The sequence below is a fragment of the Pseudomonas lurida genome (assembly GCF_002563895.1).
Classification (GTDB): domain Bacteria; phylum Pseudomonadota; class Gammaproteobacteria; order Pseudomonadales; family Pseudomonadaceae; genus Aquipseudomonas; species Aquipseudomonas lurida.
Genome location: NZ_PDJB01000001.1, coordinates 2,285,487 through 2,305,987 on the forward strand (window position 1 = coordinate 2,285,487; position 20,501 = coordinate 2,305,987).

Annotated in this window: 18 protein-coding genes and 1 pseudogene; 7 read left to right on the top strand and 12 right to left on the bottom strand. The window is 61.3% G+C overall.

All coding sequences use genetic code 11. The annotated features are described in order from the left end of the window. Positions 1 to 140: 140 nt before the first annotated feature. The 3 genes from ATH90_RS10530 to hemB all read left to right on the top strand — a co-directional run bounded on the left by ATH90_RS10530 (position 141) and on the right by hemB (position 2,778). A complete protein-coding gene (locus ATH90_RS10530) occupies positions 141 to 839 on the top strand; it encodes a glutathione S-transferase N-terminal domain-containing protein (protein ID WP_034103671.1) in 699 nt (232 codons plus the stop codon). A 3-nt stretch (positions 840 to 842) separates the two neighbouring features. Next, on the top strand, positions 843 to 1,685 hold the full coding sequence (locus ATH90_RS10535) for a PhzF family phenazine biosynthesis protein (protein WP_098466208.1): 843 nt from the start codon (positions 843 to 845) through the stop codon (positions 1,683 to 1,685). A 118-nt stretch (positions 1,686 to 1,803) separates the two neighbouring features. Then, positions 1,804 to 2,778 (top strand): porphobilinogen synthase, encoded by a 975-nt coding sequence (hemB, locus tag ATH90_RS10540; RefSeq protein ID WP_034103675.1) that lies wholly within the window; start codon positions 1,804 to 1,806, stop codon positions 2,776 to 2,778. 57 nt (positions 2,779 to 2,835) lie between these two features. On the opposite strand, the pseudogene ATH90_RS10545 reads toward hemB, so the two are convergent. Continuing rightward, positions 2,836 to 3,018: pseudogene (locus ATH90_RS10545) on the bottom strand (LysE family translocator); the annotation flags it as partial. A gap of 214 nt (positions 3,019 to 3,232) precedes the next feature. On the opposite strand from ATH90_RS10545, the gene ATH90_RS10550 reads away from it, so the two are divergent. Further along, positions 3,233 to 4,318, top strand: coding sequence for a DUF1615 domain-containing protein (locus ATH90_RS10550; protein WP_034103677.1), 1,086 nt, complete (start codon positions 3,233 to 3,235; stop codon positions 4,316 to 4,318). Here the strand turns inward: ATH90_RS10550 and ATH90_RS10555 are convergent, their stop codons facing one another. Next, positions 4,319 to 5,104 (bottom strand): DUF4349 domain-containing protein, encoded by a 786-nt coding sequence (locus ATH90_RS10555; RefSeq protein ID WP_034103679.1) that lies wholly within the window; start codon positions 5,102 to 5,104, stop codon positions 4,319 to 4,321. 154 nt (positions 5,105 to 5,258) lie between these two features. Between ATH90_RS10555 and ATH90_RS10560 the strand changes: the two genes are divergently transcribed. Continuing rightward, positions 5,259 to 5,675, top strand: coding sequence for a PaaI family thioesterase (locus ATH90_RS10560; RefSeq protein ID WP_034103680.1), 417 nt, complete (start codon positions 5,259 to 5,261; stop codon positions 5,673 to 5,675). Between the two features lie 112 nt (positions 5,676 to 5,787). On the opposite strand, the gene ATH90_RS10565 is transcribed toward ATH90_RS10560, so the two are convergent. From ATH90_RS10565 to ATH90_RS10575, 3 genes are read right to left on the bottom strand one after another with little or no spacing between them, the layout of a single operon-like run. Then, a complete protein-coding gene (locus tag ATH90_RS10565) occupies positions 5,788 to 6,969 on the bottom strand; it encodes an acetyl-CoA C-acetyltransferase (protein WP_034103683.1) in 1,182 nt (393 codons plus the stop codon). A gap of 11 nt (positions 6,970 to 6,980) precedes the next feature. Further along, entirely contained in the window at positions 6,981 to 7,640 is a 660-nt protein-coding gene (locus tag ATH90_RS10570) for a CoA transferase subunit B (protein WP_032886654.1), read from the bottom strand. 34 nt (positions 7,641 to 7,674) lie between these two features. Beyond that, complete coding sequence (locus ATH90_RS10575; protein WP_010211319.1) at positions 7,675 to 8,373, bottom strand: CoA transferase subunit A; 699 nt, start codon at positions 8,371 to 8,373, stop codon at positions 7,675 to 7,677. Between the two features lie 189 nt (positions 8,374 to 8,562). Between ATH90_RS10575 and ATH90_RS10580 the strand changes: the two genes are divergently transcribed. Continuing rightward, positions 8,563 to 9,465 (top strand): LysR family transcriptional regulator, encoded by a 903-nt coding sequence (locus ATH90_RS10580; protein WP_034103686.1) that lies wholly within the window; start codon positions 8,563 to 8,565, stop codon positions 9,463 to 9,465. A 122-nt stretch (positions 9,466 to 9,587) separates the two neighbouring features. Here the strand turns inward: ATH90_RS10580 and ATH90_RS10585 are convergent, their stop codons facing one another. The 6 genes from ATH90_RS10585 to ATH90_RS10610 all read right to left on the bottom strand — a co-directional run bounded on the left by ATH90_RS10585 (position 9,588) and on the right by ATH90_RS10610 (position 17,409). Next, on the bottom strand, positions 9,588 to 9,917 hold the full coding sequence (locus ATH90_RS10585; protein ID WP_034103689.1) for a hypothetical protein: 330 nt from the start codon (positions 9,915 to 9,917) through the stop codon (positions 9,588 to 9,590). A gap of 547 nt (positions 9,918 to 10,464) precedes the next feature. Continuing rightward, positions 10,465 to 11,310, bottom strand: coding sequence for an NAD-dependent protein deacetylase (locus tag ATH90_RS10590; RefSeq protein WP_069022953.1), 846 nt, complete (start codon positions 11,308 to 11,310; stop codon positions 10,465 to 10,467). Positions 11,311 to 11,318: 8 nt separating this feature from the next. Next, positions 11,319 to 11,759, bottom strand: a complete 441-nt coding sequence (locus tag ATH90_RS10595) for a CBS domain-containing protein (protein WP_034103692.1) — start codon at positions 11,757 to 11,759, stop codon at positions 11,319 to 11,321. Between the two features lie 130 nt (positions 11,760 to 11,889). Then, the gene (locus ATH90_RS10600; protein WP_098467664.1) at positions 11,890 to 13,839 is read right to left on the bottom strand and encodes a DNA topoisomerase III; all 1,950 of its coding nucleotides are present in this window, start codon (positions 13,837 to 13,839) and stop codon (positions 11,890 to 11,892) included. A gap of 227 nt (positions 13,840 to 14,066) precedes the next feature. After that, positions 14,067 to 15,689, bottom strand: coding sequence for an MFS transporter (locus ATH90_RS10605; protein ID WP_098466209.1), 1,623 nt, complete (start codon positions 15,687 to 15,689; stop codon positions 14,067 to 14,069). Positions 15,690 to 15,762: 73 nt separating this feature from the next. Further along, positions 15,763 to 17,409, bottom strand: a complete 1,647-nt coding sequence (locus ATH90_RS10610) for a GMC family oxidoreductase (RefSeq protein ID WP_098466210.1) — start codon at positions 17,407 to 17,409, stop codon at positions 15,763 to 15,765. A gap of 129 nt (positions 17,410 to 17,538) precedes the next feature. On the opposite strand from ATH90_RS10610, the gene ATH90_RS10615 reads away from it, so the two are divergent. Further along, positions 17,539 to 18,432 carry a LysR family transcriptional regulator gene (locus tag ATH90_RS10615; RefSeq protein WP_034103699.1) on the top strand — a complete coding sequence of 298 codons (894 nt, stop codon included), beginning with the start codon at positions 17,539 to 17,541 and terminating at the stop codon, positions 18,430 to 18,432. Between the two features lie 69 nt (positions 18,433 to 18,501). Here ATH90_RS10615 and ATH90_RS10620 read toward each other — a convergent pair whose 3' ends face one another. Then, on the bottom strand, positions 18,502 to 20,361 hold the full coding sequence (locus tag ATH90_RS10620) for a DUF3857 domain-containing transglutaminase family protein (RefSeq protein ID WP_098466211.1): 1,860 nt from the start codon (positions 20,359 to 20,361) through the stop codon (positions 18,502 to 18,504). Positions 20,362 to 20,501: the final 140 nt, after the last annotated feature.

Below are 20,501 nucleotides of genomic sequence, written 5' to 3' on the forward strand. Positions count from 1 at the left end.
CATGTGGGCCTATTGGTTCGCCCATGCGGGATAATAGCCAGCCGATGTTGCGCATTGATGACCCATGCAGGACACCGTGGGGATGACTATCATGGGGGCTTTCTGAGCTTAACGGCGCATGCTGCCTTGAGGACTTCCCAATGAACCCACTCGCCGCTTTCCCGATCAACAGCAAATGGCCGGCTCACCATCCCGAGCGTTTGCAGTTGTACTCGCTGCCCACGCCCAACGGGGTAAAAGTGTCGATCATGCTCGAAGAATTGGGCCTGCCCTATGAGGCGCACAAAGTCAGCTTCGAGACCCAGGACCAGTTGTCTCCCGAGTTCCTGTCCCTGAACCCCAACAACAAGATCCCCGCGATCATCGACCCCAATGGCCCCAGCGGCGTGCCACTGGCGTTGTTCGAGTCGGGCGCGATCCTGATTTACCTGGCCGAGAAAACCAGCCAGCTGCTCTCCGAAGACCCTGCCACCCGCTACGAAACCATCCAGTGGCTGATGTTCCAGATGGGGGGGATCGGCCCGATGTTTGGCCAACTGGGGTTCTTCAACAAATTCGCCGGCAAGGCCTATGAAGACAAGCGCCCTCGCGACCGCTACGCCGCCGAGTCCCGGCGCTTGCTGGGCGTGCTGGAGAAACGCCTGCTGGGCCGTACCTGGATCATGGGCGACGAGTACAGCATCGCTGACATCGCGACCTTCCCATGGATCCGCAACCTGATCGGCTTCTACGAGTCCGGTGACCTTGTAGGGATTGCCGACTTCCCCAATGTACTGCGCGCGCTGGACGGTTTCGTCGCACGGCCAGCAGTGATACGTGGCCTTAATATTCCGGGTTGAACCATGCCGACTTTCGATTTCAAACAGCTGGACGTATTCAGCCGCGTGTCGCTCAAAGGCAACCCGCTGGCGGTGGTGTTCGGTGCCGACAGCCTGAGCGACCAGCAGATGGCGGACTTTGCCAACTGGACCAACCTCAGCGAAACCACGTTCTTGCTGACGCCCCGCGATCCCAGGGCTGACTACCGGGTGCGCATTTTCACCACCTTGAAGGAGCTGCCGTTCGCCGGGCATCCGACGCTGGGCAGTTGCTACGCGTGGCTGCAGGCCGGTGGCATTCCTACAGGCGACGAAATCATCCAGGAGTGCGAAATCGGCCTGGTGCGTATCCGCCGCCAGGGCGATGAACTGGCGTTTATCGCGCCGCCGCTGTTGCGCGCAGGACCGGTGGAGGCCAGCGTGATAGAACGCGTGCGCGTGGCGTTGGGGTTGGCGCCTGGAGCGATTCTTCGTAGCCAGTGGGTCGACAACGGCGCGGGCTGGCTGGCAGTGATGCTGGCCGAGCGCAACCAGGTGCTGGCGTTGCAACCGGATTACTCGCAATTGCTGGGTTTGGCCGTCGGTGTGATCGCCCCTTGTGACCCGGCTCGTGACGATGTGGAGACGCACTTTGAAGTGCGTGCCTTTATCGCCGGCGACGGGGCCCAGGAAGACCCGGCCACTGGCAGCTTGAACGCCGGGCTCGCTCAATGGTTGCTCGGTGAGGGGCTGGCCCCCGAGCGCTATGTGGTCAGCCAGGGCACGGCCATAGGACGTGCGGGGCGAATCCTCGTTGAGCGCCAGGGCGATGAAATCTGGGTTGGTGGCGCCGTCGCGGTGTGCATCGACGGACGAGTACAGCTCTAGATCAATAAATTGTTACGGCCCACGCAATACACTGTTGGCCCCTTGGCGTTTGTGCTGCGGGGCCCTGGGGGCATAAGCTTTCGCCCCAAAGTTTTCTGCCATTTTTTTCAGGACCGCCATGACCAGCCAGTTCCCCCAAGCCCGTCCACGCCGCCTGCGCCGCTCCCCGGAGCTGCGTGGCTTGTTCCAGGAAAGCGAATTTACCCTCAACGACCTGGTGCTGCCGATCTTCGTCGAAGAAGAAATTGACGACTTCGTGCCCATCACCAGCATGCCGGGCGTCGTGCGTATCCCCGAGAAAAAACTGGCCGGCGAGATCGAGCGCTATGCCCGTGCCGGTATCAAGTCGGTGATGACCTTTGGCGTGTCCCACCACCTGGACGCCAGCGGCAGCGATACCTGGAAAGAGCGCGGCCTGGTCTCGCGCATGTCCTCGATCATCAAGGACGCGGTGCCTGAGATGATCGTGATGTCCGACACCTGCTTCTGCGAGTACACCGACCACGGCCACTGTGGCGTCATGCACGGCGCCCAGGTCGACAACGATGCGACGCTGGTCAACCTCGGCAAGCAAGCCGTGGCGGCGGCACGTGCCGGAGCCGACGTCATCGCCCCCTCGGCGGCGATGGACGGCCAGGTCCAGGCGATTCGACGCGCCCTGGATGACGCCGGCTTCACCCATATCCCGATCATGGCGTATTCGACCAAATTCGCCTCGGCGCTCTACGGTCCGTTCCGCGAAGCCGGCGGCAGCGCACTCAAGGGTGACCGCAAAAGCTACCAGATGAACCCGATGAACCGCCGCGAAGCCGTGCGCGAATCGCTGCTGGACGAACAGGAAGGCGCGGATGCGCTGATGGTCAAGCCCGCCGGCGCCTACCTCGACATCATCCGCGACATCCGCGAAGCCTCGCGCCTGCCGGTGGCGGCGTATCAGGTGAGCGGCGAATACGCGATGATCAAGTTCGGCGCCCAAGCCGGCGCGATCGATGAGGACCGAGTGGTGCGTGAGACCCTGGGATCGATCAAGCGCGCGGGTGCGGACCTGATCTTCACCTACTTCGCGATGGACCTGGCGTTGGCAGGGATCTAACCCCCCACAGCCACTGCAGGGGCTGGCAAGCCAGCGCCTGCATTTTTTTGTCTGGTGTCAGCGCTGCGCAAACGCCAGGTTCAACCCCAGCCCCGCAAAGACCGCCGCAACGCTGCGGCGCAACCAATGTTGAACCCGTGGTGACTCAATCACTGCACGGCGAAAGACATTGGCCAGCAGGCCATACACCACGAACACCGCAAGCGTCATCGCCATAAATACAGCGCTCAGTACTAGCATTTACCACGTCGGTGCCGGGAATCAATACGACAATCAGGCAGGTCATCAGGAAGTTCAGGCTGGGCATGGCATTCGAACACCATGTACGCATGGTCCATGACCGATCCTGTCACGTTCTGTTGGCCCCTGGCGAGCGCATCAGGTTGGCGAACCCTGGTCAGACTTATCGGTCGATATCTGCAATGCCCGGCCCGTCGTCACCCAAGGAAGCCCCATGTATTCAAGCCGCCTGATCCTCTGCCTTGCCACCTTGCTGGTGCTGGCCGGTTGCTCCACTACGCGCAACCCGCAACAGCCGGAGCGCAGCGAGACCGAGGTGAAGGCGCAGATTGTGCGCCTGCTGCCGGCCACAGTGCCGGACCGCAATGGTTGGGCGCAGGACATCTACACCGCCTTTGACACCCAGAAAATCTACCCCAGCACAGAAAACATCTGCGCCGTGCTGGCGGTCACCGAGCAGGAGTCCACCTATCAGGTCGACCCGCCCGTGCCGAACATGGGCAAGATCGCCCAGGACGAGATCCAACGTCGCGCCGCCAAGGTCCATGTGCCCGCCTTCGTGGTACGCAGCGCCCTTCAACTGCGTTCGCCCACCGGCAAGACGTATGCCGACCGCCTGAGCGCCGCACGCACTGAGAGGGACCTGAGCGGCATCTTCGATGACTTCATCAGCATGGTGCCCCTGGGCAACACGCTGTTTGGTGGTTTCAACCCGGTGCACACCGCAGGCCCGATGCAGGTGAGTATCGACTTTGCGCAAAAGCAGGCCCGGGGTTATCCCTACACGGTGGACGGCAGCATTCGCCGCGAGGTCTTCACCCGCCGTGGCGGCATGTACTTCGGCATCGCGCATTTGCTCGGCTACCCGGTGAATTATGACCAACCGCTGTATCGCTTCGCCGACTTCAATGCCGGTTGGTACGCCAGTCGCAACGCCGCGTTCCAGGCCGCCGTCAGCCGCGCCTCGGGCACCGAGTTGGCGCTGGATGGGGACTTGATTCGCTACGGTTCTTTGCTCCCCGGTACCACTGAGCTGGCGGTGCGATCATTGGGCGCGAAGCTGGATATGCGCAACCCCAGCATCCGCAGCCAGCTGGAGCAGGGCGAGCAACTGGACTTCGAGGACACCCCACTCTACAAGCGCGTGTTTGCCCTGGCCGACAAGGCCGCGGGCAAGCCAATGCCACGGGCAATCCTGCCGGGCATCGTGCTCAAGAGCCCCAAGATCACCCGCAACCTGACCACGGCGTGGTTCGCCAAGCGGGTCGACGAGCGCTATCAGCGTTGCATGAAGCGCTGATCAGCTGCGGCGTTTGACAAAGCGCCGCCACAGCCACACCCATAACCACACGACCGGGAACGCCAGGATGACGAACGGCAGCACATAGCTTGATCGCTCCAGGGCGTCGGCAGTGCCTTCCACCAGGTTTTCGCCCAAATTGCTGAACATACGGCTGAACCGCGACGACTGGTTGGCACCATCAGAGGAACGGAAGTTCAGCGTCACGCGGTTGGTGTCGATACGCCGTTGCTGGCCGGCGGCGACCTGGGCCAGTTGCTGTAGCTCGTTTTCGATGGACGCCTGTTCCTTGCTCAAGGCAATCAGGTCACTGACGGTAATGTCCTTGCGTTTGGCCAACTCATCCAGCCGCTGTTGCTGGGCTTGCAGCCGATCCTGGCGACGGCGCACGTCGGCGACGGCATCGGCCAAGTCCTCGGCGGTGGTGATGCGTTGGCCCAGTCTGCCGCCTTCAGCAGCCATCGCGACCATCGGTTCCACCCCGGTGGGCGCGATGCGCAGGATGATCTGGCCGCCGCTGCCGTCTTCGGTGATGCCGAGGATGTTGCACGCGCCAAAGCGTGCTGTTTCACACGCTTCGCGGGTGGCTTGCATACGAGGGGCGAGCAGGGCGCCGGGCAGGGCCAGGCTCAGTTCGTGCTCGTAGGCCAATTGAGCGCCGGCCTGGCTTTGTTCGCCGTTGATCACCCGTGCGCGGGAGTGGTCCTTGGGCGAGCAGCCGGCCATGGCCAACGCTGCCAGCAAGAGCACGAGGTAGGAATGGGGTTTGCCGTCCAGATGGCGCATTGCTGTTCCTTGGGATCAGGGGGAATTGACGGCGATTAAAGCGGGTCTGGTGGATTAACGCAAAGCATCGTGGGGGATTTGCGTGGCTGATGGTGATGGTTGCCACGTGTGGCCTGGCGTACACCTCAAGCCCGACTCCAAGGAAGAATCCGCCATGATTGCCCACACCGTGCCTGAAGGTTTTGTCTCGCTACCCCGCAGCAGTCCCCTGCTTGATCTGTTAGGCCCGGCGTATTGCCGGGGGGAAGGCCTGCAATTGGAGATCGGCTTGCGGGCCGACAATCGCCACGCCAATGGGCGGGGCACAGTGCATGGGGGAGTGTTGGCGACCCTGGCGGATATTGGCATGGGGTACGCGATGGCGTTTTCCAGTGACCCGCCGCTGCCGTTGATTACCGCGAGCATGAACCTGGATTACCTGGGCGCGGTGCAGGTGGGGGAGTGGATTGTGGTGCGGTTGGAGCACCACAAGCGCGGGCGGCAGATGGCGTTTGCCACAGTGAGCCTGCAGGTAGGAGAGAAAGTGGTGGCGCGGGCGAATGCGGTGTTTGCGGTGCCCCGGACGGGCTGACAATCCAGAACCAATGTGGGCGGGGGCCTTTGAACTGCTTTTTTCAGTAGGGTCGCATAAAGAAAAGGCCTGGTTTTCGTGGAACCAGGCCTTTTCCGTGTTGCTCGTTGAATCAGTTGCGTTCGAGGGCGAGGGCGACGCCCTGGCCGCCACCGATGCACAGGGTCGCCAGGCCCTTCTTGGCATCGCGCTTGATCATTTCATGCAGCAGGGTCACCAGCACGCGGCAGCCTGAGGCGCCGATCGGGTGGCCAATGGCAATGGCGCCGCCGTTGACGTTGACCTTGTCGGCGTCCCATTCCAGCTCTTTGCCGACGGCCAGGGATTGCGCAGCGAAGGCTTCATTGGCTTCGATGAGGTCCAGGTCACCCAGGCTCCAACCGGCTTTGTCCAGGCAACGGCGGGTGGCCGAGACCGGGCCGATGCCCATGATGGCTGGGTCGACGCCGGCGTTGGCGTAGCTGGCGATGCGCGCCAATACCGGCAGGCCGAGGGCCTTGGCTTTGTCGGCGCTCATTAGCAGCACCGCTGCGGCGCCGTCGTTGAGGCTGGAAGCGTTGCCAGCGGTGACGCTGCCGTCTTTCTTGAACGCAGGTTTCAGCTTGGCCAGGGACTCGGCGGTGGTGCCGGCGCGTGGCTGTTCATCCACGGCGAAGGCCACCGGGTCGCCTTTGCGCTGGGGAATCAGGATCGGCGTGATCTCATCGACAAAACGCCCGGCCTCGATGGCGGCGGCGGCTTTTTGCTGGGACGCCGCGGCGAACGCGTCCTGGGCTTCACGGCTGATGCCGTACTTGTCCACCAGGTTCTCAGCGGTGATGCCCATGTGGTAATCGTTGAACGCATCCCACAGGCCGTCGGTGATCATGCTGTCGACCATCTTGGCGTGGCCCATGCGTAAACCGGTGCGCGCGGCGGGCAGCACATACGGCGCCAGGCTCATGTTTTCCATGCCGCCGGCGATGATCACGTCGGCGTCACCGCAACGAATGGCCTGGGCGCCCAGGTGCAGGGCCTTGAGGCCCGAGCCGCAGACCTTGTTCAAGGTGAGGCTGGGCACCGCATGTGGTAGGCCGGCGAGAATCGAGGCCTGGCGCGCCGGGTTCTGGCCGCTGCCAGCGGTGAGCACTTGGCCGAGGATGACTTCATCCACTTCGGCCGGGTCCAGGCCGGTCTGCTCCAAGAGGCGACGGATCACAGCGGCACCCAGTTCCGGTGCCGGAATGTTCGCCAGTGAACCCTGGAAGCTGCCCACGGCGGTGCGGGTGGCAGCAACAATCACGACGTCTTGCATGGAATCTGTCCTCACTGGAAGTGCATTTCTGGAACGTGGTCCGGGACGATCAGTTTACCGGCGGTCTTGCTCACAATCTCTTCAACACTGACGCCAGGTGCGCGTTCCTTGAGGACAAAAGCGCCATTTTCGATTTCCAGGTAGGCCAGGTCGGTCAGCACGCGCTTGATGCAGTTCGCGCCGGTCAGCGGCAGGCTGCATTGGCTGAGCAGCTTGGACTCACCATCCTTGGAGGCGTGGGTCATGATCACGATGATGTTTTCTGCGCCGGCCACCAGGTCCATGGCGCCGCCCATGCCTTTGACTAGCTTGCCGGGGATCATCCAGGAAGCGATGTTGCCGTGTACGTCGACTTCAAACGCACCGAGCACGGTGAGGTCAACGTGGCCGCCACGGATCATTGCAAAGGATTCGGCGGAGGAGAAGATCGAGGCGCCGATGCGCGCGGTCACGGTTTGTTTGCCGGCGTTGATCATGTCGGCATCAATGGTTTCTTCGGTAGGAAACGGTCCCATGCCTAGCAGGCCGTTTTCCGATTGCAGCATCACTTCCATGCCTTCGGGAATGTAGTTGGCCACCAGGGTCGGAATGCCGATGCCGAGGTTGACGTAGAAACCGTCCTGCATTTCGCGGGCAACGCGTTGAGCCATTTGTTCGCGGGTAAGCGCCATTTTATGAGTCCTTATTGTTCGGGCTGGGGGCGGATTATTTGCGCACGGTGCGCTGTTCGATGCGCTTCTCAAACGTGCCGCAGATGATCCGGTCGACATAGATGCCAGGGGTGTGGATCTGCGCCGGGTCCAGCTCGCCCGGCTCGACGATTTCCTCGACTTCGACCACGGTGATCTTGCCGGCGGTGGCGGCCAGCGGGTTGAAGTTCTGAGCGGTGTGGCGATAGATAACGTTGCCGAAGTGGTCGGCTTTCCAGCCTTTGACGATGGCGAAGTCGCCGGTAATGGACTCTTCCATCAGGTACGGGCGACCGTTGAACTCGCGGGTTTCCTTGCCTTCGGCTACCGGGGTGCCGACGCCGGTGGCGGTAAAGAAGGCCGGGATACCGGCGCCACCGGCGCGCATTTTCTCGGCCAGGGTACCTTGGGGCGTCAGCACCACTTCAATTTCCCCGCTGAGCAATTGCTTCTCGAACAGTGCGTTTTCACCGACGTAGGAGGCAATCACCTTGCTGATCTGCTTCTCTTCGAGCAGCACGCCCAGGCCAAAGCCATCGACGCCGCAGTTATTGGAAACCACCGTCAGGTCGCGGGTGCCTTTGCGCTTGATCTCGGCGATGAGGTTTTCTGGAATCCCGCACAGGCCAAAGCCACCGGAGAGTACGGTCATGCCGTCTTCCAGGCCTGCCAGTGCTTCTTCATAGGACGCCACGCGTTTATCGAAACCTGCCATATGCACCTCTTTTATTGTATGTGGGCCAGCCAATGAACCGAGTGTTGCTCCGGCGGATTGATTTGTTAAGTTGTTTTTTAAGGTTGATTGATCTAGAAAACAGCATAATAAGCGTCAAGCCGCATGCTTCACGCACCGTTAGCGGCCGCTTTCACTTGCAGCTTTCAACTTGTCATTTGGAGCTTACCCATGACCGTTAAACAGATGCGCGCGTTTCTCGCTGTGGCCCAGAGCCTGAGTTTTGCCGCCGCCTGTGAGCGCCTGCACCTTTCCCAGTCGGCGCTGAGCCTGACCATCAAGGGGCTGGAAGAAGGACTGGGCGGACGGTTGTTCAGCCGTAATACCCGCAACGTTGCGCTGACACCTGAAGGTGAGTCATTGCTGCCCCTGGCACGCCGGTTGATTGCCGATTGGGACAACGCCGAAGACGAGCTGCGCCAGCGCTTCACCCTCCAGCGTGGACGGGTCACGGTGGCAGCGATGCCCTCCTTTGCGGGCAACCTGTTGCCACCGATCCTGAAGATATTCCGCGCACGGTACCCGCAGGTGAATGTCACGGTGCACGATTTGATCAACGAGCAGGTGCTCGAGATGGTGCGCGACCGCCAGGTGGAACTGGGCGTGGCGTTCGAGCCGCCAGAAGGTTCGTCGCTGGCGTTCACCCCGTTGTACCTGGACCGCTTCATTGCCGTGGTGCCCGGTGATTCACCGTTGGCCGCGTGTGCCGAGATCGATTGGAACACCTTGCTGGAGCAACCTTTCATCACCTTGCAACGGCCGTCCACGGTACGGGTGATGCTGGAGGAACATCTGGGCGCGCTGCAGAGGAAGCTGCCGGTAGCACTGGAGAGCCATCAATTGGCGACGGTGGGCAAGATGGTTGCCAGCGGCCTGGGTGTCAGCGCGGTCCCAGCGTTGTGTGCACAACAAATGGAAGAGGCGGGTGCTCATTGCATCACCTTGACCGACCCGGTGATCGAGCGACCGATTGGTGTGCTGACCAAGCCGGGGCACGAACTGTCGGCGGCAGCGCAGGTGCTGTTCGATATTTTTCGCGATGAAGCTGCGAAAGGCCGGTTTCCCACTTTTTGATACTGCCGCAAACAACGGTGGGAGCTGGCTTGCCCGCGATCGCTATTTAACATTCAACAACAGGGTTGATCGTTAAACCGCTATCGCGGGCAAGCCAGCTCCCACCGTGAGCGCGTTGTTATTTAGTAGTAGCGGTCGATCACTTTGACTTGGGCGTTATCTTTGAAAGATTCCCATGCGTTGTTAAGTGTGTCGAAAACCTGCTCGATAAAGTTGCGATCGGCGGCCGCCTTCTTGCCGACATAACCCTGGCCACGGCGGTACATCTTCAGGCGCGCTGCCAGTTCACGGTTATTGCGGTCGAACTCGGCTTCTTCGGTGTGGGGCGCCAGGCAGTCAATTTGGACTTCGCCCGATTTGCCAATCCACAGGATATGGTCGTCGAGTGTGTCTTTCTGCGCTGCGAACATCTCAGCCAATTCATCGATAGTTGGTTGGTTGTTCAGATTCATGTGTAAGCCCCTTGACCAGTTGGCGATCTATCAAATAGTTCGTTAGTACATGTTTAAGGTGTCTCCGGTTCTGAAAACCGGGCGTCAGCGACTGTCTGCCGAATACGGGCAGGGTCTTGAACCTGATGCATGTAGTGTTGCTGATGAACTGCTACGCAATGCTTTCATAACGAAGACAAGTCGCATTTGAGCGCCTTGTACCGGACCCTCCGGGTCGGTCAGCTTCATCAATCCGCCTTGTGGGCAGTGCACATCCGGAAAAAACAGCTCGGCGGTCAGACGAGCTTGTTCAAAACGCTTGTTGCCAACGCTCCCGATCCGGGAGACGTCTCGATAATGCAAGGACAAAAACGTTACGTCAACGATTATGTAGTGATTATTTTTGATCACTACATAAATGCTTGTGGGGGCGGGAGAATGCGGGAAAACGTGACTTAGGCGTCATTTTCTGGAGGTAGGGGTCGTATGCCCGAGAGGATGAATTCGACGCAAAACGCTGGAGGCGCTGGCTTGCAGGCTGCTCCAGTTTTGAGCCGTGGTGCAGGGGTTATCTCAAACGGTCGGTCAGCAGAGGCAACAACCGCTCGCAGGACGCCTCGATTTTCACCTGCAGCAGGTCATCTGCACGCGTCTTGCCCAGGTTGATGGCAATGACAGGCTTGCCCTGTTCGACCATGGCCTTGCACAAGCGGAAGGCCGAATAGGCCATCAGCGACGACCCCACCACCAACAGTCCCTCGGCATGATCTACCGCGGCCATCGCCCTGGCGGCCGTTGCCGGTGCTACGTTCTCGCCAAAAAACACGACATCCGGCTTAAGGCGCTCGCCATTGCAATGGGGGCAGCGGGGGACCTGAAAGTGTTCTTCAAAGGTGGGGTCGAGCAAGGTGTCGCCATCGGGTGCCTGCACGGCGTGGACCTGCGCCAGGTAGGGGTTGTCGATTTCCATCTGCCGCTGGATCACACCGCGCTCGCTGCGTTGCTGGCAGTCCAGGCACAAGACCCGGTGCAGGCTGCCATGCAGTTCGATCACACCCTGGCTACCGGCCTGGTCATGCAGGGTGTCGACGTTTTGCGTGATCAACCCGGTGATCCGCTGGCGTTGTTGCAAGGTCGCCAGCGCACGGTGTGCAGTGTTCGGCTGGGCGATGCGTACGCGAGGCCACCCCAGCATCGCCCGCGCCCAATAGCGGCGCCGTGCCTGCGGGGTGGCGAGGAACTCCTGGTACATCATCGGAGCCTTGCCTCGGCGCACGCCTTCGCTGTCACGGTAATCGGGAATGCCCGATGAGGTGCTGATTCCCGCACCGGTCAGCACCAGGAAGCGCCGGTCGGCCATGGCCCGTTGCAACGTGTCGAGGTGATCCTCTTGATGTTCCAGCGTGTCGAGCATGAGTTCCCCTATTCGCCGCGGATGTACTGCTCCAGCTGTTTGATCAGGTCCGCCTGATCGGCGATGGCCTCTTTTACCAGGTCGCCGATGGACAGCAGGCCCAGCAGTTTGCCGTCTTCGACCACGGGCAGGTGGCGCAGGTGACTGTCGGTCATGATGTTCATGCACTCATCGACCTTTTTATGCGAGTCGACGGTGATCACTGGAGAACTCATGACTTCATCGACCCGGGTGGTGACCGACGATAGACCTTTGAGAATGAGTTTACGTGCGTAATCACGTTCGCTGATGATGCCTACAACGACGCCTTCCTTGACGACCGGCAAGGCCCCGACGTTTTTCTCCGACATCCGCACCAGCGCTTCAAAAACGGTGTGGTCCCATTGGATGGTATGGACGTCCTGGTTTTTCTGGTCCTTGGCTTTGAGCACTTGTGCAACGGTTTTCATGGCGGCCACTCCGGTGTTGTTGTTAGGTAGTCAGGTCCCCTTACAGAATCCTAGACGGCCCACGCCGCGGCAAGGTCCAAAGCGGCGTTAAACCCGTCGAAAAACGTCATTCACCGGATTTTTTCGGTATTTATCCGGTATTTGTCGGCTTTTTCGCGCGCTTGGGGCTGGCTGCCGTCTGGCGTGGTGCGCTCTTGCGTTTCTTTTTCCACGGCGTGGCGCCTCGGCCCGCCGGGCTGGCCGGACCGGTGATGGTCATGCGCATACCGTTGCAGCGGGCTACCTGCTTGCTCATCCAGGCCGCCTGCTTGGCGACGAATGCCTCCAGGCTCATTTCGCCGCTTTGCACCATATCCAATGCCTGCTCCCAGATTGCGGTGGTGCCCGGGTCGGCAATGGCGCGGGGCACCGCGTCGATCAGGCTGAACGCCGCTGGCGTGGCGGACAACGCCTTGCCGTTCTTCACCAGGTAACCCCGGTCCAGCAGCCCCTGGATGATTCCGGCGCGGGTGGCTTCGGTGCCAATGCCGGTGGTGTCCTTGAGCTTTTGCTTGAGCAGCGGGTCCTCCACCAGCTTGGCGACGTTTTTCATCGCCTTGATCAGGTCGCCTTCGGTGAAGGGCTTGGGCGGTTGAGTCCACAGGTCCTTGAGGTTGACCTTGGCGACCGCGTAATCCTGGCCCTGCACCAATGTCGGCAGCGCTTGTGGCGCCGGTGCTTCACGCCCCTTGGCCGGTGCGAGGGCCTCGGGCAGGGCGCGTTTCCAGCCCGGTTCGATCACCACCTTGCCCACCGCGCGCAACGCTTGGCCTGCACAGTCGAAATCCGCCTGGGTGCGATCGTATTCGTGGTTGGGCAGGAACTGCGCCAGGTAGCGCGCGCGAATCAGGGTGTAGACCGCACGATGTTTGCCCGTGAGTTGCCCGACATCCTTGCCGGCGCCGGTAGGAATGATGCCGTGGTGAGCGCTGACCTTGGCATCGTTCCAGGCCCGTGAGCGGCGCTGGGGATCAATATGCCGCATCAGCGCGTTCACGGCTGGATCCGCCCGGCCCAATGCCGCGAGAATCTTCGGCGCTTCGCCGTGCTGACTGAGTGGCAGGTAGCCGCAATCGCTGCGTGGGTAGGTGATGACTTTGTGGGTTTCATACAGCGACTGGGCAATATCCAGAGTTTCCTGGGCGCCAAGGCCGAGTTTCTTGGAGCAGATCTCCTGCAGGGTGCCCAGGTCAAAGGGCAAGGGTGCGACTTCGCGCATGCGCTCGGTGCGCAGTTTCGTCAGGCGCGCGTTGGCGGCATTGCTCATCGCGTCGGCTGCCTCCCGCGCCAGTTGCGGGTTGAGGCAACGGCCCTGGTCATCACAGGCATCCTCGGCCGCGCGCCATTGGGCGGTGAACGTCATGTGCTCGTGGCGCAGGTCGACGTCGATGGCCCAGTAAGCCACCGGCACGAAATCGGCGATGCTGCGGTCGCGGTCCACCACCAGGCGCAATGTGGGTGTTTGCACCCGACCCACGGGCAATACGCCCTGGTAACCGGACTGGCGCCCGAGCAAGGTAAACAGGCGACTCATGTTCATGCCGATCAGCCAGTCGGCACGGGAGCGACCCAGGGCCGAGTGATACAGGCTGAAGGTCTCGGCGCCGGGCTTGAGTGCCGCCAGGGCCTTGCGAATGGAAGCATCGTCCAGCGCCGACAGCCACAGTCGCTGGATCGGCCCGCGGTAGCGGCAATGCTCCACCAACTCACGCGCGATCATCTCGCCTTCACGGTCGGCGTCGGTGGCGATCACCAGTTCCTGGGCTTCTCCCAGCAGCCGCTTGACCGCCTTGAACTGGCTGGCGGTCTTCGGTTTGACGCGCATCTTCCATTTTTCCGGGACGATGGGCAGGTCGGCCAATACCCAGCGCTTGTACTTGGCGTCGTAGGCGTCTGGCGGGGCAGTTTCCAGCAAGTGGCCAATGCACCAAGTGACCGTGACTCCGCTGCCCAGCCAGCAACCGTCGCCACGGCGGTTGGCGCCGAGCACGGCGGCAATATCCTTGGCTTGGGAGGGTTTTTCACAGAGGTACAGCCGCATGGTCATCACGTCAGATCGGGTTGATGCCTTGCAGGATGCTCAGTCGGAAGGCTTTGATCAACCATTATCTGTATGGATGTACAGCAATTTGTGTGGTCATCACAAAACAATGTGGGAGCGGGCTTGCTCGCGAAGGCGGTGGATCAGTCAACTCATCTGCGACTGATCCATGGTCTTCGCGAGCAAGCCCGCTCCCACCGGGGTGTCCCTGTGTTCAGGAGACCGGGTTAGTTCTTATCGATATCCACATGCCGCGTTTCCTTGAGGCAGATCATTCCCACAATCAGGCTCACGCCGGTCACCACCACCGGGTACCACAGGCCATAGAAAATATCGCCGGTGTACACCACCAGGGCAAACGACACGGTCGGCAGGAACCCGCCAAACCAGCCATTGCCGATGTGGTAGGGCAGGGACATCGAGGTATAGCGGATGCGCGTCGGGAACAGTTCCACCATCAACGCCGCCAGCGGGCCGTAGCACATGGCGGCAATCAGGATGAGTGCCACGATCAGCACCACCACCATGGTCTTGTTGACCTGGGCCACATCCGCCGAAGACGGGTAGCCGGCCAGTGTCACGGCGCCACGCAGGGCTTTTTCGTCGAACCCGTCGATACGCACGTCGCCCACGCTCACCTGCACCGGGCTGCCGGCAGGTGCCGCAGCGCTGCTGTAGGGCAGGCCTTGCTTGACCAGGAAGGTCTTGACCTTGTCGCATGGGCTGTCAAATTTCGCCTTGCCCACCGGGTCGAACTGGAAGGTACAGGTCGCCGGGTCGGCCAGCACGGTGATCGGGGCCTGGTGACTGGCCTGGTCCATCGCCGGGTTGGTGTAGTGCGCCAGGCTCTTGAAGATCGGGAAGTACAACGCGGTCGCCAGCAGCAGGCCGAGCATCAACACTGGCTTGCGGCCGACCTTGTCTGACAGCCAGCCAAAGAAGATAAAGAACGGCGCGCCAATCACCACGCTGATGATCAGCAGCATGTTGGCCAGGGCCGGGTCCATTTTCAGGAACTGCGTGAGGAAGAACAGCACGTAGAACTGCGCCGCATAGAAGGTCACCGCCTGGCCGCCGTTGATACTGAACAGGGCGATCAGCACGATCTTGAGGTTGTCCCATTTGCCGAAAGAATCGCGGATCGGCGACTTGCTGGCCTTGCCTTCCTCTTTCATTTTCAGGAACGCTGGCGACTCGTGCAGGCTCATGCGGATCCAGGTGGAAATACCCAGCAGCACGATGGAAAACAGGAACGGAATGCGCCAGCCCCACACTTCGAACTGGTCACCGGTGAAATAACGGCACGCCAGCACCACCAGCAACGACAACAACAGGCCGAGGGTCGCGGTGGACTGAATCCAGCTGGTGTGGAACCCACGCTTGCCCGCTGGCGCATGCTCCGCCACGTAGGTCGCTGCACCGCCGTATTCGCCGCCCAACGCCAGGCCCTGCAGCATCCGCAGTACGATCAGGATGATCGGCGCCGCAATGCCGATGTTGGCGTAGGTGGGCAACAGGCCGACGCAGAACGTCGCCACGCCCATCAAAATGATCGTGACCAAAAAGGTGTATTTGCGCCCGATCATGTCGCCCAGCCGCCCAAACACCAGTGCCCCGAACGGCCGCACCACGAAGCCGGCCGCGAAGGCCATCAAGGCAAAGATGAACGCCGTGGTGTCGTTGACCCCGGCGAAGAACTGTTTGCTGATCACCGCCGCCAGGGCGCCGTAGAGGAAAAAGTCATACCACTCGAACACCGTCCCCAGGGACGAAGCGAAGATGACCTTCTTAGAGTCGTTGCTGGTGCTCGCGTCTATCGACGAGCCCAGGGGTTGAGCATGTTCTGACATCGGGTAGCCCTCACAGTGATTATTTATTGTTGTTCCACTGTCGGCGCCAAACTCAGCGCCGGTGTCCTGCAGGTTATGCGGGTGCGCTCATTGCTCTTTCGGGGGCAAGGTTCCTTGTATTCGGCGAAAGGATCAGCTGCGCGGCCTTCTCCGCGATCATCAGCGTAGGTGAACAGGTGTTGCCGGACGTGATGCGCGGCATGATCGAGGCATCGGCGATGCGCAATCCGGGCACGCCATGCACCCGCAGTTCGGCGTCGACCACTGCGTCTTTGTCGCTGCCCATGCGGCAGGTGCCGACCGGGTGGAAGATCGTTGTACCGATACGCGCAGCGGCTTCGTGCAGTTGCTCTTGGGTCTGCAGCGAGTCGCCCGGCAGATATTCCACCGGCTTGAACTGGCTCAGGGCGGGTGCCGCAACAATGCGGCGCGTCAGGCGGATCGCATCGGCGGCCACGCGCAAGTCTTCCGGGTGGCTGAGGTAGTTGGGACGGATCAGCGGTGCGTCCGCCGGGTTGGCCGAGCGAATGTCGATACGCCCGCGACTTTGCGGGCGCAAGTCGCAGACCGACGCAGTAAACGCCGGGAACGCGTGCAGCGGTTCGCCAAAGCGCTCCAGTGACAACGGTTGCACGTGGTATTCAAGGTTGGCCGAGGCCTGTTCCGGGCCGGAGCGGGCAAACGCGCCCAACTGGCTTGGCGCCATCGACAGCGGGCCGCTGCGGTCATACAGGTAGCGCAGGCCCATGCCCATCTTGCCCCACAACGTGCCGGCGATCTGGTTCAGGGTGCGGGCGTTTTCCAGCTTGTAGATCAGCCGCAGTTGCAGGTGATCCTGCAGGTTACCGCCGACGCCTGGCAATTCGTGCAACACATCGATGCCCAATGGCTTGAGCACATTGGATGGACCAATTCCCGAGCGTTGCAGGATGCCCGGCGAACCCACGGAGCCGGCGCACAAAACGATTTCCTTGCGCGCCTTCCAGCTCAGCGGCTGGCCATGTTGGCGCCCGACCACCTGGGACGCGCGGCCGTTTTCCAGCAGTACGCGGTCAACGTCCACGTCGGTCAGTACGGTGAGATTGGGGCGTTGGCGAACCGGTTTGAGAAACGCCTTGGCCGCGTTCCAGCGCACTCCGGCCTTCTGGTTCACCTGGAAGTAGCCGCAGCCTTCATTGTCGCCCTGGTTGAAGTCGCTGATCGTGGCAATGCCGCTTTGCGCCGCCGCGTCACGGAACGCATCGAGGATTGGCCAGTGCAGGCGCTGTTGCTCGACCCGCCATTCACCGCCGTCGCTATGGAATTGCGAACCGCCGGCAAAGTGATTTTCGCTGTGTTTGAACAGCGGCAGCACGTCTTTCCACGCCCAACCGGCGTTGCCTTCGGCCGCCCAGCCGTCGTAGTCACGGGCCTGGCCGCGCATGTAGATCATGCCGTTGATCGACGAGCATCCGCCCAGTACCTTGCCGCGCGGGTAACTCAGCGCGCGGCCTTGCAGGCCTTCCTGGGCTTCGGTCTTGAAGCACCAGTCGGTGCGCGGGTTGCCAATGCAGAACAGGTAGCCGACGGGAATATGAATCCAGGGGTAATTGTCACGGCCACCGGCTTCAAGCAGCAGCACGCGATGGGCAGGGTTGGCGGACAGTCGATTGGCCAGCAGACAACCCGCGGGGCCGGCGCCTACGACGATGTAATCGTATTCAGCAGTTGGAATGGGCATCTGAGGCCTCGCTTGTTTTTCTTATTGGTTCCATCCTAGTTGTTAGTTTTCGTCTTAAAAATGTTAGTTTTTACCCAGCTGCTGTGCGTTTTTAAACAGCGTAGCCCAGGCTCATGCAATGGAGGCGTCATGTTCGACTGGAACGACCTGCGGTACTTTCTCGAGCTACAGCGCAGCGGCCGTTTGCTCACTGCCGCGCAACGCCTGAAAACCACCCACGCCACGGTGGCCCGGCATATCGAAGCGATTGAGAAAAGCCTCGGCACCGCACTGTTCGTGCAGCATGCCCAGGGCTACGAATTGACCCCCGCCGGCGAAGCCCTGCTCAAGCACGCCGAAGCCATGGAAAACGTCGCGCTGCTGGCCGAAGACGAACTGACCCACTCCGCCGCGCCCCTGGGCAAGATCCGCCTCGGGGTGGCCGAAGGGTTGGGCGTGATGTTCCTGGCGAGCCGCATGGGCGGGCTGTTCGAGCGCTACCCCGGATTGGAAGTGGAACTGGTGGCGGTGCCGCGCTTCGTCAGCATCCTCAACCGCGAAGCGGAAATCAGCATCCACCTCGAACGCCCGAGCGTCGATCAACTGGTCACCCGCAAACTCACCGACTACCGCCTGGCCCTCTACGCCAGCCGCGCCTACCTGGATCGCAACCCGCCGATTGAAAAACGTGAAGACCTTGCAGCGCATGCGTGGATCGATTACGTGGATGACTTGCTGTTCAGCCAGGAACTCAAATTCCTCAGCAGCTTCTGCCGCAACCCCAAGGTGGTGTTCCACAGCACCAGCGTGATCGCCCAGCACCAGGCGGCACGTTCCGGGCTAGGGATTGCGGTGTTGCCGTGCTTCATGGCAGCCGGCGACCCGGAACTGGTGCCGTTGCTGCCGGGGGAGGGGATCCAGCGCAGCTACTGGATCAGCTCGCGCCGTGAGCTGCACAAGTCGGTGCGGCTGCGGGTGTTGTGGGATTACGTGGTGGAGTTGTGTGCACGGGAGCAGCGCTTGCTCCTCGGCGAGCCTACCTGAAGAAGCCAGCTCGAGCTGTAAGCGCTGGCGAGCCAGCGCTTACAGTTTGGGGGGCGTGTCAGGTATTCCCTAGAGCTTCACCACCTGATGCACCTGCTCCGTACAGGCACGCGCGTCGTCAATCATCTGGCCAAACGCCTCGCTGACAATCTCATCATGGGTCAGCCAGCGCATTTTCTGGCTCAGCCGATAGTGATAGCGCAACGCGCCATTTTCCCGTTTGCCCTGTAGATCCAGGTCGTACCACGGCGAGCGAACCTGGCAACCGGGTATGGTTTTTTCCATTTGCCCACCGCTCAGGGTGATGGTGTAGTCATTGGTTTCCGGGTTGCCCATATCAAGGTCGGCTTGCTGCCCTTGGCGGCGGTAGTTGATAAAGCCATCCCAGCGGCCCTTGAGCGACTCATCGGTATAGACGTAGTCGTTCGCCAGTTTTTCCAGTGCGCGCTGATCGTTCATGTGCGCCGTGACGGTATAGCCATCCTGCACCACAAAGGCGGTCGGCGGGCGGGTGATGCGGCAGTCGCTGATCTCGTTGCCAAAGTTGGCGCAGATGTTCTGGTCGGTGGCGGTGCTGCCTTGCTGGCGGTCGGCGACGCTCAGTCGCATCAGCGGCAGGCGGCTGAACGTGATGCTGGCCTGGGTCGCGCCGTTGCCGTGTTTATCGTAATGCACCTGTTTGTCCAGGCGCAGGGTGGTTTCGGGGTGCTCCAGGGGGATATGTTCCTCGCGCACCTGACCTTGGGCGTCATTGACCAGGACCCAGCGGTCCTGGATGTCGGGCATGACTTGGCCCGGCGCGAACACCGGGTTGGTCGGGTCTAGCCACCAGACCTGGTCCTCCACCTCGGCACGTACGATCGCGTGATTCGGGGCATGGGTGCCGGGGATCAGCAACGATTCCGCCACGTCGCCACGGCTGACCCAGGCGGTTTCGGCCTGGATGCCACTGGCCTTGAGCAGGGCCGTCAGGAGGATCGCCAGGTCTTTGCAATCGCCATAACCGTGCTGCTCGATTTCCGCCAGTTCGAACGGCACATAGCCGCGTTCCGTGGCGCGCCAGTCACCCAGGTAGCGGTAGTGGTCGTTGATATGCTGCATCAGGGCGGCGACCTGCTCCGCTGGCGCCAGGTTGCGTGCGGCAGCCACGGCAGCGGTGCTCTGCGGCGGCAGGCTGGCGCCCAGGATCTGGTTGTAGCGTTGGGCGAAACCACCGAAGTACGCCTGGCGTTCCAGGGTGCTGCCTACCTCGATACGCGGGATGCGCAGCAGCGCGGCGTTGGACGATTCATTGATGTAATTGAGATAGGTCGGGGCCTTTTGCACCACGTCCAGAGACTTGCCATTTGGCGCAGCAGTCACGCTGAAACCGTCGAACAGTTCGCTGCGCCAGTGGATCGGCTGCTCGGCAGTGAAGCGCGCCTTGAAGTGGTCGCGGCGCGCGGCGCTAGGGCCGAATTTGAGCACGTAGTGAAACTGCGTCATCAGCGGTTTGGCAGGGTGATGCTCGCGCACGGTGTAGCGGATCTGGGTGCCGACCCGCAGGTTGGGAAAGGCCAGTGAGGTCTGTTTATCACGGCTGAAACCCTGGTCCGGGTTGGGCGCGGTGCGGGTGTCGATCTGTGTGGCGTCCAAGGCCACCGGCTTGGCGCCGGGCTGGGTGGACTGCGCGCTGATCACTTCAAAGGTATCGCCTTCGGAGTAGTCGAAGTCGATGCGCGAGAGCATTTCGCGGCCGTTGGGCTTGAGGATCGTATAGCGGTAGGTGGTGGTGCAGTCGGTACTGGCGTCTCGGTTGAAGTGGCACTGCAGGTCCGTGTCGCTGGCCAGCGGGGCTTCGGCCAAGGGTTGCTTTGCTGCGAAAACACAAGGGCTGACAAGCCCCAGACTGAGGGCAATCAGGGGGCGGTGGAACGAAAAACGGTACATGGGCGCCTCGGGTGACACATTGAAACAGCTACCCGACGGGTAGCGAGAAGGCGCCGGATGATAATGGATCTCAATGGGCAATGCCAGGATTGTTCGACAATTTATCAGGCTTAGAGGCCCGTCCTAGAGCCTTTTCTTTG

Excerpts from the sequence above, each read along its gene's own strand:
- ATH90_RS10610 (WP_098466210.1), bottom strand. The coding sequence starts at position 17,409 with ATGCCCATTCCAACTGCTGAATACGATTACATCGTCGTAGGCGCCGGC.
- ATH90_RS10575 (WP_010211319.1), bottom strand. The coding sequence starts at position 8,373 with ATGGCAGGTTTCGATAAACGCGTGGCGTCCTATGAAGAAGCACTGGCA.
- ATH90_RS10565 (WP_034103683.1), bottom strand. The coding sequence starts at position 6,969 with ATGCAAGACGTCGTGATTGTTGCTGCCACCCGCACCGCCGTGGGCAGC.
- ATH90_RS10585 (WP_034103689.1), bottom strand. The coding sequence starts at position 9,917 with ATGAATCTGAACAACCAACCAACTATCGATGAATTGGCTGAGATGTTC.
- ATH90_RS10555 (WP_034103679.1), bottom strand. The coding sequence starts at position 5,104 with ATGCGCCATCTGGACGGCAAACCCCATTCCTACCTCGTGCTCTTGCTG.
- ATH90_RS10600 (WP_098467664.1), bottom strand. The coding sequence starts at position 13,839 with ATGCGGCTGTACCTCTGTGAAAAACCCTCCCAAGCCAAGGATATTGCC.
- ATH90_RS10530 (WP_034103671.1), top strand. The coding sequence starts at position 141 with ATGAACCCACTCGCCGCTTTCCCGATCAACAGCAAATGGCCGGCTCAC.
- hemB (WP_034103675.1), top strand. The coding sequence starts at position 1,804 with ATGACCAGCCAGTTCCCCCAAGCCCGTCCACGCCGCCTGCGCCGCTCC.
- ATH90_RS10615 (WP_034103699.1), top strand. The coding sequence starts at position 17,539 with ATGTTCGACTGGAACGACCTGCGGTACTTTCTCGAGCTACAGCGCAGC.
- ATH90_RS10570 (WP_032886654.1), bottom strand. The coding sequence starts at position 7,640 with ATGGCGCTTACCCGCGAACAAATGGCTCAACGCGTTGCCCGCGAAATG.
- ATH90_RS10550 (WP_034103677.1), top strand. The coding sequence starts at position 3,233 with ATGTATTCAAGCCGCCTGATCCTCTGCCTTGCCACCTTGCTGGTGCTG.
- ATH90_RS10580 (WP_034103686.1), top strand. The coding sequence starts at position 8,563 with ATGACCGTTAAACAGATGCGCGCGTTTCTCGCTGTGGCCCAGAGCCTG.
- ATH90_RS10620 (WP_098466211.1), bottom strand. The coding sequence starts at position 20,361 with ATGTACCGTTTTTCGTTCCACCGCCCCCTGATTGCCCTCAGTCTGGGG.
- ATH90_RS10595 (WP_034103692.1), bottom strand. The coding sequence starts at position 11,759 with ATGAAAACCGTTGCACAAGTGCTCAAAGCCAAGGACCAGAAAAACCAG.
- ATH90_RS10560 (WP_034103680.1), top strand. The coding sequence starts at position 5,259 with ATGATTGCCCACACCGTGCCTGAAGGTTTTGTCTCGCTACCCCGCAGC.
- ATH90_RS10605 (WP_098466209.1), bottom strand. The coding sequence starts at position 15,689 with ATGTCAGAACATGCTCAACCCCTGGGCTCGTCGATAGACGCGAGCACC.
- ATH90_RS10535 (WP_098466208.1), top strand. The coding sequence starts at position 843 with ATGCCGACTTTCGATTTCAAACAGCTGGACGTATTCAGCCGCGTGTCG.
- ATH90_RS10590 (WP_069022953.1), bottom strand. The coding sequence starts at position 11,310 with ATGCTCGACACGCTGGAACATCAAGAGGATCACCTCGACACGTTGCAA.